The 13,835-nt window shown below is 39.4% G+C and carries 13 protein-coding genes; all 13 read left to right on the forward strand.

Translation table 11 applies throughout. From position 1 onward, the window contains the following. The first annotated feature begins 24 nt into the window (after positions 1 to 24). Genes lptC through rpe form a run of 13 tightly spaced genes read left to right on the forward strand, consistent with a single transcriptional unit; the run spans position 25 to position 13,831 of the window. Positions 25 to 624: an LPS export ABC transporter periplasmic protein LptC gene (lptC, locus tag CH377_RS11680; protein ID WP_423789949.1), complete on the forward strand. Its 600-nt coding sequence runs from the start codon at positions 25 to 27 to the stop codon at positions 622 to 624. Beyond that, complete coding sequence (locus CH377_RS11685) at positions 621 to 1,952, forward strand: LptA/OstA family protein (protein ID WP_100723975.1); 1,332 nt, start codon at positions 621 to 623, stop codon at positions 1,950 to 1,952. Before lptC ends, CH377_RS11685 begins: the two co-directional genes overlap by 4 nt. Before the next feature lie 9 nt (positions 1,953 to 1,961). Continuing rightward, entirely contained in the window at positions 1,962 to 2,687 is a 726-nt protein-coding gene (gene lptB / locus CH377_RS11690; RefSeq protein ID WP_100723976.1) for an LPS export ABC transporter ATP-binding protein, read from the forward strand. Beyond that, entirely contained in the window at positions 2,684 to 4,120 is a 1,437-nt protein-coding gene (gene rpoN, locus CH377_RS11695) for an RNA polymerase factor sigma-54 (protein ID WP_100723977.1), read from the forward strand. The genes lptB and rpoN overlap by 4 nt, the downstream gene beginning before the upstream one ends. 3 nt (positions 4,121 to 4,123) lie before the next feature. Continuing rightward, positions 4,124 to 5,086, forward strand: coding sequence for an HPr(Ser) kinase/phosphatase (gene hprK / locus CH377_RS11700; protein WP_086448715.1), 963 nt, complete (start codon positions 4,124 to 4,126; stop codon positions 5,084 to 5,086). Then, positions 5,061 to 5,327 carry an HPr family phosphocarrier protein gene (locus CH377_RS11705; protein WP_207797669.1) on the forward strand — a complete coding sequence of 89 codons (267 nt, stop codon included), beginning with the start codon at positions 5,061 to 5,063 and terminating at the stop codon, positions 5,325 to 5,327. Before hprK ends, CH377_RS11705 begins: the two co-directional genes overlap by 26 nt. Next, on the forward strand, positions 5,324 to 7,123 hold the full coding sequence (locus CH377_RS11710; RefSeq protein WP_100723978.1) for an LIC_11548 family sensor histidine kinase: 1,800 nt from the start codon (positions 5,324 to 5,326) through the stop codon (positions 7,121 to 7,123). Before CH377_RS11705 ends, CH377_RS11710 begins: the two co-directional genes overlap by 4 nt. After that, positions 7,124 to 8,467 carry a sigma-54-dependent transcriptional regulator gene (locus tag CH377_RS11715; RefSeq protein WP_100723979.1) on the forward strand — a complete coding sequence of 448 codons (1,344 nt, stop codon included), beginning with the start codon at positions 7,124 to 7,126 and terminating at the stop codon, positions 8,465 to 8,467. After that, positions 8,460 to 9,305 carry a hypothetical protein gene (locus CH377_RS11720; protein ID WP_100723980.1) on the forward strand — a complete coding sequence of 282 codons (846 nt, stop codon included), beginning with the start codon at positions 8,460 to 8,462 and terminating at the stop codon, positions 9,303 to 9,305. The genes CH377_RS11715 and CH377_RS11720 overlap by 8 nt, the downstream gene beginning before the upstream one ends. Then, complete coding sequence (gene priA, locus CH377_RS11725; protein WP_100723981.1) at positions 9,302 to 11,245, forward strand: replication restart helicase PriA; 1,944 nt, start codon at positions 9,302 to 9,304, stop codon at positions 11,243 to 11,245. The genes CH377_RS11720 and priA overlap by 4 nt, the downstream gene beginning before the upstream one ends. Continuing rightward, positions 11,245 to 12,189, forward strand: coding sequence for a methionyl-tRNA formyltransferase (gene fmt, locus CH377_RS11730; RefSeq protein ID WP_100723982.1), 945 nt, complete (start codon positions 11,245 to 11,247; stop codon positions 12,187 to 12,189). The genes priA and fmt overlap by 1 nt, the downstream gene beginning before the upstream one ends. Beyond that, positions 12,186 to 13,190 (forward strand): PASTA domain-containing protein, encoded by a 1,005-nt coding sequence (locus tag CH377_RS11735; RefSeq protein WP_100723983.1) that lies wholly within the window; start codon positions 12,186 to 12,188, stop codon positions 13,188 to 13,190. Before fmt ends, CH377_RS11735 begins: the two co-directional genes overlap by 4 nt. Beyond that, on the forward strand, positions 13,187 to 13,831 hold the full coding sequence (gene rpe, locus CH377_RS11740; protein ID WP_100723984.1) for a ribulose-phosphate 3-epimerase: 645 nt from the start codon (positions 13,187 to 13,189) through the stop codon (positions 13,829 to 13,831). Before CH377_RS11735 ends, rpe begins: the two co-directional genes overlap by 4 nt. The last annotated feature ends 4 nt before the right edge of the window (positions 13,832 to 13,835 follow it).

Consider the following 13,835-nt stretch of genomic DNA (forward strand, 5'->3'; position numbering starts at 1 on the left):
TCCCGCATACTCACTCTACTCAAAATAGACCCGGAAACCGCTAGAAAATACGGTCCGGGGCTTGGAGTAGGACTAGCGATTTTATTCCTAGTTCTTTTCTTCTATTCCGGTGGAAAATCGGATGCTAAATACACTCGTGTAGAAGAAGAAAAAGAAAAGGGCTCCACTGTTTCTTTCAAAAATTTTGCAAAAGACCAATATGATGGGAACGGAACCATATTATGGAAATTGAAAGCGGAAGAAGCATATCTTTACGCTGACGAAAAAAGATACGTTCTGTATGGGATCAATTTCGACCAATATGAGGATGGAAAGTTCAAGTCCAGGCTTACCGGAGAGAAGGGAGAGATCAATCAGGTCAAAAAGTTGATGAAACTCACCGGAAATATCCTTCTTAAAACGGAAGAACATAGGACCCTGAGAGCAAAATCATTGGATTATAATGATGAAACTAAAGAACTCAGTTCCAATGAGGAAGTTGTGATAGATGCAAATGGAACTCATATTAGAGGAGTCGGTCTTAGAGCGGACAAAGATCTGAACAAGTTCACAATTTTAAGACCGAGTGCGATCACACAAGGCGGCTCTAATCCTCTCAATTCTTCTTCACCTAAAGAAAAATGAAACGTATCCTAGTTCTATTCTATCTATTATTTTTTCTCCCAATACATTTGGGATCTCACTCTAGACCTCCGCTTTTATTTTCAGCGGAAACATTAGATCCAAAAAGTTTCCAGGGAATCGGAGAAGCAGATCCAAAGCGTAAGGAAAGTTTTCCTACATTTTGGGGAGCAAACGCATTAACTCAAGAAGATAGAGAAGTCCAAGGCCTCAAAGTTACAATATTCAGTTTAGAGGGTGGAGCCTGGATCCAGCATAAAAAAGTTAAATTGGGCGCAAACCGGATCGAGGTTTTCGGAAAAGAAGCCTATAAGGCTTTTTTAAAGAACGGTGTACATATAGAAGACCAGGAAAACGGAACGGTGATGAGAGCAGGTGTAGGAGAATATGATAAATACTCCGAAATGGTCTATATCAAAGAAAGGCCAAGGCTTAGTTTCCGGGATAAAACCGGCAAAACCACAGTTATATCTGCAAAACAAATTGATAGAGAATTAAGTACTAAGATCACTAAATTACATGGTGGAGTGATCGTAAATCATCCCGAAGTTACTATATTTTGTGCGGAAGCGGTTTTTAAAGAATCAGAACATTTGATCACTACTGATCCTAACCCGATCTTAATTTCCAAGAACAGATACCTGAGTGGAAAAAAATTATCCTTCTACACAAATGAAAGCAGGATACTTTTAGAAGAAAACACTGTACTATTCCAATCTTCTGAAGAGACCAAAAAAGATCCGGAAGGAAATGAGAAAAAACAAACGGTTCTCACCATCCTAAAAGGGGATAAAATAGAAAGTCGCCCGAACGAAGAAAATGACCGGACGGTTATGATCAGTGGAAATGCAACAGTCTTAAGAAAGGATATGAAAATCACTTCAGATAATATTGAATCAGTAGGAAGAGATTCTCATATCATCAAGGCTAGAAAGAATATAAAAGTGCATGATAGAGAGAATAATCTTCTTCTTTCGGGTAACGTATTCGATTATTTTAGGAATGAGAACTATCTTCACCTAACTGATGAAGGTAAAATGGAATTTTTAGACAAAAATTCCGATCAGGTAACAAGCACAATCACTGCTCAAGAGTTTGAACGTTTCTTGGACCAAAAAGAAACAGTGATCCGAGGAAATATCTGGATCAAATCCAAGTCCACAGAGGCGCAGGGAGAATACGCCACTTATTTTGAAAACGACGAATCCGTACTTTTAGAAGGAAATCCTAGGATTAATCGAAGTGGTAAGATCCTAAGAGCAGGAAAAATCGTCTTTTATCCAAGAGAAGGAAGATCAATTCTGACAGAAGGAGTCCATTTAGGAAATTAGGCTTACATAATGGGACAAAGGATCCGGTGCCAAAACTTAATCAAAATATACAATAAGCGTAAGGTTGTAGATGGAGTCAGTTTCGATGTTCGCAAAGGAGAAGTAGTAGGTCTACTAGGCCCGAACGGTGCCGGAAAAACTACTTCCTTCTATATGTCTGTCGGTTTCGTAAAACCGGATTCGGGTCATGTATTCATAGACGACCAAGACGTAACGGAAGCTCCAATGCACACTAGAGCAAAACTTGGAGTAGGTTATCTTGCACAAGAAGCTTCTATCTTCAGAAAACTTACAGTCGCAGAAAATTTAGAAGCCATCTTAGAAACTCTGAACATTCCCAGATCAGAAATCATTCGCAGAAGAGACGAACTACTGTTAGAATTACAAATTATGCGAGTCGCTAACCAAAAAGGTTTTACTCTTTCCGGCGGGGAAAGAAGAAGATGCGAAATCGCTAGAGCCTTAGTCACAAATCCGGATTTTATCCTTCTTGACGAGCCGTTCGCAGGGGTTGACCCTATAGCTGTTAAAGATATTCAAACTGTTATAAATAGTTTAAAGAAGAAGGGACTAGGCATCTTAATCACCGACCATAATGTTCGAGAAACATTAAAGATCACGGATAGAGCATATATCATGCATAGCGGTCGGATACTAATTGCGGGAACTCCTAAAGAACTCGTGAACGATAAAGAAGCGAAGAGAATGTATCTAGGAGAGGACTTCAAGCTGTGAATCTGAACCATCAGTTAGTACAGAAGCAGACACAGAAGCTTGTCATGACGCAGGATTTGCGTCAGTCGATAGAGCTTTTGCCTTTGTCTACTTTGGAACTCGCTGATAGGATCAGTGCCGAACTGATTGAAAATCCGATGCTAGAAGAAGAGCCCGGCTCTGAAAGAAGTAAAAGCCCGGAACTTTATTCAGTAGATGATTTAAAAAGAAAAGAGAAGAACGACTTTCTTAAAAACTCGGATCAGGGTTGGCAGGATTCTTTCAGTTTAGACAAACCTCAGTATCGAGGCACAGATGCTTCTGACAGAAACCAAAAATACATCGAATCATCTCCGAATACTCAATCACTTTCAGATCATTTACTCTGGCAACTTAGGATCTCTTCCTTAAAAGGAAAAGAAATGGAGATCGCGGAAATTTTGATCTCTATGCTGGACGATAGAGGGTTTATTTCACAAACCCAAACGGAACTTGCCACTGAAATAGGAGTTTCCGCCAAAACGATCAAAAAAGTTTTAGAACAGATCCATCAATTAGATCCACTTGGAATAGGTGCCGGAAGCATTCAGGAAACATTATATATCCAAGCAAAGATCCTAAAACCGGAAGATAAAAATTTACACGATCTTATCCAAAACTATCTAAAAGATCTGGAAAAACTGGATTATAAGGGGATCTCAAAGAAGATGGGTCTTCCTGTAGAATCCATAGAGGCAATGGCTGCCGAGATCAAAAAACTGGAGCCGTTCCCCGCAACATTATACACTCCTCAAAAACCGGATTATATTGTTCCAGACGTTATTATCAGGGAAATAGAAGGTGAGTTTAGTATATTACTAAATGATGAGTGGCTTCCTAAATTAAAAATCAATAAAGAATACAAAGGAATGCTCAAAAAAGGAGCCGGTGCTAAGGATTCCGACAAGGAGTATATCTCCACAAAACTAAATTCTGCAGAATGGTTAATCCGATCAGTAAACCAAAGAAGACAAACCTTGTATAGAGTTGTCTCAGCAATTATAGAACTACAAACCGAATTTTTTCGCAAGGGAGTGAGATTTTTAAAACCTCTTACTCTGAAAGATATCGCAGAAAGATTGGACCTTCACGAATCCACAGTCTCTCGTATCACTTCTAATAAGTATGTACAAACTTCCTGGGGAATTTTAGAATTAAAATGGTTTTTCTCTTCCGGATTAAAATCCAAAAGTTCCGAAGGTGGAATGGAATCATCTAAAACAATTCATGATATTATACGTAATCTAGTAAAAGAAGAAGATCCCGAAAACCCATTATCCGATCAGGACATAGTGGAAAAAATAGAAAGTAAAGGGATAGAGATCGCCAGAAGAACTGTGGCAAAGTACCGAAAAATACTGAAAATTCTACCGTCAAACCAAAGAAAAAAAGTAAAATCTCTGGAAGCAAGGTAACTCATGTCCGTTCCAGGAATCAATGTATCCAATATTCTGAAAGACCATCCTGAATTAGGTTTAAAACTAATCGCAGGAGAAAACGGACTCCAAAATCGGATCCATAGCTCCGAGATCAATAGGCCCGGTCTTTCACTCACAGGATTTTATGAAAGTTTTGCTCATGATCGTATCCAAATTTTTGGAAAAGGAGAATGGGCGTATATCACCTCTAAAGAAGGTGAGGATATGGAAAAACTCGCCGCTGATTTTTTCCATTTTCATTTGAATTGTATCATATTTACCCATGGAAATGTTCCTCCTCCTATTTTTGTAGAATACTGCGATCGTTTGAATATTCCATTATTAGGTTCGGATGTTTCTACCCATAAATTCATTACTCTTATCTCTCAAATTTTAGATAGGAGTCTCGCACCTAGAACCATGAGGCATGGAGTTCTGATCGAAGTATTCGGGATTGGGATACTTCTATCCGGTAAAAGTGGTGTGGGAAAAAGTGAAACAGCTCTTGAACTTATAGAAAGAGGGCACCGTCTAGTCGCCGACGATATGGTCGAGATCAGAAGACTCTCCGAAAGTTACCTAATCGGAACTTGTTCCGATCTTCTTCGTCACCATATGGAGATAAGAGGATTAGGAATTTTGAATATAAAGGATATATTCGGGATTGGATCAGTTCGAGATCATAAACTCATAGAATTGATCATTCATCTGGAAGAATGGACTGAAGAAAAAGAATTCGATCGTACTGGGCTTGAAAACAGAACGGAAGAAGTTCTCGGAGTCAATATTCCTTTGATCAAACTTCCGGTTCGTCCAGGACGAAATATTCCTATCATCGTAGAAACCGCTGCAATGAACCAAAGGTTGAAAAAACTAGGAAAGAATGCAGCGGCGGAATTCAGCCAAAAACTAAATATTTATCTACAGCAAGGAAAAGTTGAAAGAAATCCACCTCAAAATTAACGAAAACGGCGCAGGGATGCATGCCCGTCCCGCCTCTGTCTTTGTGAATTGTGCCGCAAAATATTCCTGTGAAGTCCTGGTCTCCAAAGATGGAGTGGAAGTGAACGGCAAAAGTATCATGGGACTCATGATGTTGGCATTAGCACCCGGCCAGGAATTTTCCATCAAAACAGAAGGTGTTGGGGAAGAAGAAGCAGCAGATGCATTGGCCAAACTAGTGGAAGGCGATTTTGCGATATGAAATGGTTTCCATTCCGGGTCGAGGAGGAAAATCGATATTATCTTCGAGATTTCCTAATTTTATCCGGAGTGATCTCTTTAGCAGTACTCGCGGCTGAGCTAATTCATTTTCGGAATTCGGAAAATATAGATATAGTAGATCGAATACTGATCTATGTATATTATACGGTTCCTTTAGTCGTACTATTCCTGATCCTTTCTTATTTTTATAGGAATCGTAGGAATTTAGAAACTGGAAGGCTTAAAAGTTCCATCCGATATAGACTTTCACTTTCCTTTTTATTTATAGCAATGCTTCCTTCTTTCCCTGTATTTTTGCTTACCTCCAATGTAATCGGAAGAGTATTCGAAGGATTTTACGGTTTGGATATTGCCCAAGCTCTAGAAGCTGGAGATCATTTTGTCAGAAAAGAATTGGATCTTGAAAAAAATAACCTATTAGAAAAAGCTAAATTATTCAGGAATCTTGTCCAAAGGCAAAACCCAAATCCGAACTTACTTACGAACCGTGCGAATGAATTAGATCTAATCTCTAATCCGAATTATTATGTGGGATGGTATGAGAATAATGTTCCTACACTCGAGAATAGATCCTTAAAATTAACGATTTCTCCGGAAGAATTTACAAGCCTCGGGAAAGAAGAAAACATTTCGGAAAGATTGGCATTAAATCAAAATTTAGGATTTTACCTACTTAAAATAGATTCATCTAATCCGGCAAAATTTTTGATATTAGGAAAACGCGTTTTTCAAGGAGAAGAGTCCAGAGCTTATTCTTTTATCAATACCAGAAAAAATTATATAACTGCCGACTTAACAAAGGAAAAACTTCCTTATGAAGTCAGGCTTACTATTACATTATTGACCGTATTTGCATTTTTACTTTCTATATTCTTCTCACTTGTATTTGCCAGGAAAATTTCAAGGCCTATCATAGATCTTGCCAACGCTACTCAAAAAGTTTCCTTAGGAGATACAGATATCAATCTTCCACTAACAGAGGGAGGTGAGATCGGTGCATTAGTAGAATCTTTTAACCAAATGGTGAAAGATCTAAAATCCAAAAATGAAGAGCTAATGCATACCCAAAGGATCGCAGCTTGGAAAGAAGTAGCTCAGCGAATGGCTCACGAAATTAAAAATCCTCTGACTCCGATCCAACTTTCTGCGGAAAGAATACGTAGAAAATTGAACTCGGATGTCCCTGAAGAATTCCAAGAGATCGTAACCAAGGGAAGCGAAACCATAGTCGGTCAGGTAAAAATTTTAGAACATCTAGTAAACGAATTCTCTGAGTTTGCAAGAATGCCTGCACCTAGGTTGATCAACCAACATTTGGAACCGGTAGTCTTAGAAAGTGCGAAACTTTTCGAACACACACCAGGCATCCAAATTGAACTCAACTTCGCAAAAAATTTGCCTGAAATCTTTTTGGACAAAAAACTGTTTTTAGGGATCATGAACAATCTTTTCAAAAATGCGGTGGAAGCCATAGAAAAGAGAAGGCAAAGCGGCGACTCCGGATTTTCCCAAGGAAAAGTCCGGATTTCTACCGTATTAGAAAAAAGGATCATGAGACGATCAGTGGTTTTACTTGTAGAGGATAATGGGATCGGAATTTCTCAAGAATACAGACCTAAGATTTTCGAGCCTTATTATTCCACTAAAGACGAACATGTTTCCGGGATAGGGCTTGCAATCGTTCAAAAAACGGTGATCGATCATAACGGTCATATTTCCGTGGACTCATCCGAATTAGGCGGATGTAAATTTAGGATAGAACTTCCCGTAGCTTAGATGAGAATATTCATAGTAGACGATGAACCGGAAATCCGCAAATCTCTCCAAGATATTTTGGAAGATGAGAATTACGAAGTGGAACAATTTTCTTCCGGCAAAAACTTCCTAAAACATCTAAAGATAGAAAGGCCAAGCCTTGTTTTATTAGATGTGTGGCTCGGAAATGAAGATGGATTAATCATCTTAGATGAGATCAAAAAAATTTATCCGACAGTCCCAGTGGTCATGATCTCTGGACATGGAACAATAGAACTTGCAGTACAAGCTACCAAAAAAGGTGCATTAGACTTCTTAGAAAAACCATTGTCCATCGCAAAAGTATTAGAAGCAGTAGAAGAAGCGCTTGTATATTCCGAAAAGTCAGAAGCTCCGGAAATCAAATTGGAATCTGATGAAATTTTAGGAAATTCTCCTGCAATCCAAAAAGTGAAATTCTCCATAGCTCAAGCAGCTGCTACAAACGCTAGAGTTTTTATTTATGGAGAAAATGGAACGGGCAAAGAATTAGTCGCCAAAACTATATTCAAAAATTCTAAAAGGAAAGACCAACCGTTCGTAGAGGTCAATTGTGCTGCTCTTCCTGAAGACTTAATAGAATCGGAACTTTTCGGATACGTAAAAGGTGCTTTTACGGGTGCAACTGACACTAGGATCGGAAAATTCGAGGCTGCAAATGGAGGCACCTTGTTTTTGGACGAGATATGTGATATGTCTTTGTCCACCCAGGCAAAAGTTCTTCGTATCCTACAAGAACAAAGATTTGAAAAATTGGGAAGTACAGAACAAGTTTCCGTAGATGTTAGGGTGATCGCTGCTACAAACATCCCAGTAGAAGAAGCAATTAAAGAAGGGAAATTCAGAGAAGATCTTTATTATAGATTGAATGTGATCCCGATCGTAATTCCTCCATTAAGAGATCGCAAATCCGATATTCCATTACTTGTAGATCATTACGTCAGACAAACAATCGCAGAAAATAATCTAACTCCTAAAATTATAGAAAAGGAAGCGGTTTCCATCTTAGAAAACCATTTCTGGCCAGGGAATATCAGAGAACTTAAGAACGTGATCGAAAGACTTTGTATCATGACTGTAAGCGATATTATCCGCGCTCAAGACGTGAAGGACTCCATGACTGGCTTCGTAAAAGCGAATGATCTGGTGGAAAAAGGGGACTTCAAAAAGGCGAAAGAAGAATTCGAAAAACAATATATTCTAAAAACATTACAGACAAACGAAGGAAATGTTTCCAAAACTTCCAAGGCTCTCGGAATAGAAAGATCTCATTTATACAGAAAAATGAAATCCTTAGGAATACAGGCGGACGATATCCATGACTAAGCCTGGAATATTTCAGGAACTAAAAGGAATTCTTCAGGACTTCAAATTTTTAGTCCAAAATGGAGAATTCCCGATCATACGCAGACAGGGTGAAAAAGATCCGCAAGATATGGACCTGGAATGGAAAGATTCTTGGGCCTGGTCTTCTTTAGGATCTAAAAAGGAAAAAGAGACTTCTGTACCAGGGGTCCAAATGAGGATCCCTCCTAAAAAAGAAGACAGAAACTTCTCCTGTAAATTATGTTCGGATCGACTTAGCGCAGTTCGTCATTTTATCATCAGAGGCAGAAAGAAAATATTAGTACTTCATTATACTGGGGAAACTATTTCCGGTAAAGAATCTTATGTAAAAACTTCTCCTTTAAAAATTTTCAGAACAAACGAAGCAGAAGACGTATTCGATAGAATGATCCAAAAAGTATTCGGATTTACGATGAAGGAGTTCTATTTCCAAGAATTTCCAGGATGTTTATTTTCCCAAGATAGATCTAATGAAGAAGATTGGAAAAGAAGAGCCCATAACTGCAAAGTCCAAGTATTAGAAACCATACAAGAAGAAGGGATCCAAGGAATTATACTTCTAGGTGCCGCAGCAACCCTATATTTTGGAAAAGAAGAAGCACTCAAACAAATGGGAAAAACTTTGGAATTCCAACCTGGGACTCCGATGGTAGTGCTTCGATCTCCTGAAGCGATCTTGGCGGTAGAACAAAAAAGAAAGTCCAGCAAGGCAGATTCTCCGGAATTCCAGGATGCTAAGAAGAAGGAAATAGAAGTCAAAGAAAGTATCCTATCTCAACTTGGGATCTTTCATCAGGAGATTAAAGAAAAAATTTGATCCAATACGCAGAACTAGCCTTTGATCTTCCTATCTTAGAAGACACGTTCACCTACGAGGTACCTCCAGGCACTCAAGTTGGAATGAGGGTAGAAACAAAACTTAGAGGAAGAAAAGAAGAAGGGATCGTATTATCCTTACATCATAATGAACCAAGCTACGAAGTTTTGCAAGTAGATCGGGTCATAGACAAAACTCCAGTTATCAACGAAGAGCAGATTGAGCTCGCATATTGGGTAAAAGAACAATACCTTGCTTCTCTGGGGGAATGTATCCACAAGATGATCCCTTCCGGGAGAAGACATTCTAAAGTAAAACTTAACGAGAATATCTCCGCTTCCGAACCGTTTAAATTAAACGAAGAACAAGAAAGAGCTTACCAAAACATAAAATCGGATTTTGGAAAAGATTCTATCCATCTTTTATTCGGGATCACCGGAAGCGGAAAAACAGAAGTATATCTACATTTGATCCGTGATATACTACAAAACTCAAACAAAGGAGTTTTGTTATTAGTTCCTGAGATCGGTCTTACCTATCATATTATTCGCAAATTAGAAGCAGTCTTTCCCGGACAGATCGCATTATTACATTCTGCCTTAAAGGTCTCAGAAAGATTCAAAGCATATACGGACCTTCTACAAGGTAAAAAAAGGATCGCTGTAGGAACAAGATCCGCAGTATTCGCACCCATCTCAAATTTGGGACTCGTCATCATAGACGAAGAACATGACGGTTCTTTTAAAGAACATTCCACACCAAGATATCATGCAAGACAGGTTGCATTACAAAGATGCAGGCAGAATAAAGCGGTATTAGTTTTAGGATCAGCAACTCCTTCTTTAGAAGTGTATCATCTAGCAAAAACCGGTAAGATTGGACTGCAAGTCCTTACCAAAAGACCTGGAACAGCTAAACCGCCTACAGTCCGGATCGAAGAAAACAAAAAAGACGCAAGACTTCTTGGGTCGGAACTTACATTTGCGATCAAGCAGAGGTTGGATAAAAAAGAACAAGTCATTCTACTTCTAAACAGAAGAGGATACAGTCCTCTCATCTATTCAGAAAAAGAAAAAACATATATCCCATGTCCAAATTGTACATCTCATCTATGTTATCATAAAAAAGGTACCGTTATCTGTCATCTCTGCGGATTTTCAGATTCTCTCCAAAGATTAGAATCTAAACTGGGAGAAAAACTTGTAATGATGGGAACGGGCACCCAAAAACTGGAAGAATTCCTTTTAGAAACTTTCCCTGGGGCAAAAGTAGAACGTTTAGACCAAGATTCTATCCAGGATAAAAGTGTTCTTACTGACGTGATCGGAAGATTGGTGGACGGAGAGATAGATATTCTCACCGGTACACAGATGATCTCCAAAGGTTTAGATGCGGCCCGAGTGACTCTTGTAGGAGTTCTGAATGCAGGAATTGGTTTGGGGCTTCCCGATTTCAGAGCTGGAGAAAGGGTATTTTCTCTATTGACCCAAGTGGCGGGAAGAGCAGGGCGATCCGATCTAGCGGGAGAAGTTTTGATCGAAACAAATACTGTAGATCATCCGATCATCCGAATGGCATTGGACCAAGACTATATTCGATTTTATGAATCGGAGATCAAAACAAGAGAGGAACTTTTTTATCCGCCATTCTCTCGTTTAGTACGTATCTTATCCAGATCCAAGGATGAAAATCTTTCTCTCAAAACGATCGAAGAAGTTCATCAAGTTTTGAAAAAGTATTTACCAGAACCAAACACAGTTGTTTTAGGTCCGGCTCCTTGTCCTTTTTATAAAATAGATGCGAATTTCAGGAATCATATACTAATCAAAACGACTGTGCAGAATAAATGGAGAGAGATCCTAAAAAAAGAGATCAGACCTCTTAAAATTTCTAAAAACGTTTACCTGGAATTGGATTTTGATCCATTGGATCTTGTCTGATGAAAATCGCATTTTTTGGAACCCCGGAACCTTCTGCCAAACTATTGCAGGCGCTATTACAAGAGCCTGAGATCCAAGTACAATTCGTAGTTACAAATCCGGATCGTCCTAAAGGAAGAAGTAAAACTCTCGTTCCAAGTCCTGTAAAAGAAGTAGCACTTACAGCAAATCTTCCCGTATTCCAATACGAATCCATAAAGAAGGAAAAGGAAGAAGCACTTCAAAACTTGTCCAAGTTCGACGCAGAACTTTACGTAGTGTTTGCATACGGTTCTATTCTTCCTAAAGAAATTTTTTCTCATCCTAAATTCGGTTCCATCAACCTACATGGGTCCATTCTTCCGGATTTGAGAGGTGCTTCCCCAGTCCAAACTTCTCTTTGGAAAGGTTATACTAAATCCGGGATCAGCATCCAATATCTGGGGGAAAAAATGGATGAAGGAGATATTATTCGCATCCAAGAAGTGACTGTGGATTTAGAAGATGATACCGGATCTCTTATGGAAAAGATTACCCAGGCAGGGATCCAAAGTTTAATCCCACTTTTAAAAGGGCCTAGAACTTCATCTTTCGAGGCTAGTCCTCAAGATCATTCCAAGGCAACTTATTGTACTAAAATCCAGGCAGAAGATAGAATCCTGGATCTAAAACTTTCAGCGATGGAAGTACATAATCGAATTCGTGCTTTAAGTCCGGATCTGGGCGGATATTGCAGTTTCAGAGGCAAACGTTTAGTTTTATGGAAAACAAAACCTGTAGATTTTTCTGAAACGTCTATCCAGGTAGGCAAATTGAAACGAATGGACAAAAAGGCCCTTCTTTTCCAGTGTGGAGATGGCCGTTTCTTAGAAATCCTTTCCGTTCAACCGGAAAATAAAAACAGAATGACTGTGGCAGATTTCATGAACGGTTTCCGTATTTCGGACGAGGATCGTTTCGAGTGACCAAGGAAGAACTCCGCTCTAAATATCTCCCTATCGGGGGTTACTTTTTTTTCATCGCATTCGGCTTAGTAGTCTTCTTCATAGCCGCCTTCTTAGTTGTATTCGTTCGTACTAAAAGCTCCACCATGGTAGTAATGCCTGATGTGGTAGGCAAACCGTACAACGAAGTCCATAACGAATTAATGCGTCTCCAGTTGAAAGTCAGATTGGAGTCAAAACGTTATCCGGACAAAACTGATGGAATTATTATCTACCAATCCATTCGTCCTGGAAGAGAAGTGGAAGCAGGTTCCAAAGTTTCTCTTACAGTCAATATTGGTTTAGACCGAATCGATATGCCTAACCTTAAAGGGCAAAGTTTGGTCTCCGCTAAAAACTCCATGGAAAAAGTTCTCTCGGGAGAAACTTACGTTTCTCTAACACTTGGCGGGATCACCTATGTGGAAGTGAAAGAAGGAGAACAACCTGACACTGTAGTTGATCAAATTCCGGAAGCTGGCAAAAATATCACCGCAGGTGAAAAAGTATTCTTACTGGTTACCAAACCTTCTACCAAGAAAAAAGAAGGGGAGCCTCAGGCAGGATTAGATTTTAAGCCTGGTGATTCTTTTGCATTCGCGCAAAGAGCATTGGTAAGAGCAAAAATTTCTTCCAAAGCAGAAGTGGTTATTACCAAATTTCGCCCTGATAACGGAAAGATTGAATCTGTCCAAAAAATAGGAAATGAATACAAATTTAAGGTATTTTATTTCGAGCCGGAAGATAGGGTAGAAAGCGGATACGAAAGTTTCGTGTATGAAGCTCCTGAAAACGGGACTTATTCTTTAATCGTAAAAGATCAAAACGACGAAACCAAACAAGTGGAAATCAGCGCTCCTACTACTTACCAAGAGGGAGAAAAAATCCAGACTGTCTTTTACAGAACAGGAGACGTGACACTGGTTCTTTTGGACGACAAAGGTTCGAAAGTAAAATCCAAAGACTACGAGAACGAATTTTGAAAATCTCTGCTTCTATCCTAGCCACCCAACTTACAGCACTCGCAAATACTGTTCCTAATTTTAAAAAAGAAGGAATAGACCTAGTCCATATGGACGTGATGGACGGAAACTTTGTGCCTCAGATCAGCTTCGGAGAAGCGGTCAATAAAGAGATCAAAGCAATGACCCAGATCCCACTGGACGTTCACCTAATGGTGGAAAAGCCTGAGAATCATGTCCCGAAATACTATGAACTAAATCCTTACTGCATTACTTTTCATGCAGAGACTACTCGTTTCCCAATTCGTTTAGCCCAAGAAATAAAGAAGAATGGACCAAAAGTTGGAGTTTCTCTCAACCCTGGGACTCCAGTTTCTGCGTTAGAAACACTTCTACCTTATATTGATCTAGTACTCATCATGACTGTGGAGCCTGGATTCTACGGACAGAAATTCGTGGATGGGGGAATGGACAAGATCAGAAAAGTCAAGTCTCTGATCTCTTCATATCCGATCGAGCTGGAAGTAGATGGGGGAGTCAATGATACAAATATCAAAGAACTCTCGCAAGCTGGTGTGGACATCTGTGTGGTGGGTGCCGGTTTATTCAAATCCGGTGACCCAAGCGAGAACGGTATCCGCTTAAAAAGCCTAACAAAGTAAGTCT

Source organism: Leptospira haakeii (genome assembly GCF_002812045.1).
In the GTDB taxonomy this organism is placed as follows: Bacteria; Spirochaetota; Leptospiria; order Leptospirales; family Leptospiraceae; genus Leptospira_B; species Leptospira_B haakeii.

Bases quoted from the DNA above. Each gene is read 5' to 3' on its own strand.
- CH377_RS11720 (WP_100723980.1), top strand. From the start codon at position 8,460: ATGACTAAGCCTGGAATATTTCAGGAACTAAAAGGAATTCTTCAGGAC.
- fmt (WP_100723982.1), top strand. From the start codon at position 11,245: ATGAAAATCGCATTTTTTGGAACCCCGGAACCTTCTGCCAAACTATTG.
- CH377_RS11715 (WP_100723979.1), top strand. From the start codon at position 7,124: ATGAGAATATTCATAGTAGACGATGAACCGGAAATCCGCAAATCTCTC.
- hprK (WP_086448715.1), top strand. From the start codon at position 4,124: ATGTCCGTTCCAGGAATCAATGTATCCAATATTCTGAAAGACCATCCT.
- lptB (WP_100723976.1), top strand. From the start codon at position 1,962: ATGGGACAAAGGATCCGGTGCCAAAACTTAATCAAAATATACAATAAG.
- CH377_RS11710 (WP_100723978.1), top strand. From the start codon at position 5,324: ATGAAATGGTTTCCATTCCGGGTCGAGGAGGAAAATCGATATTATCTT.
- CH377_RS11685 (WP_100723975.1), top strand. From the start codon at position 621: ATGAAACGTATCCTAGTTCTATTCTATCTATTATTTTTTCTCCCAATA.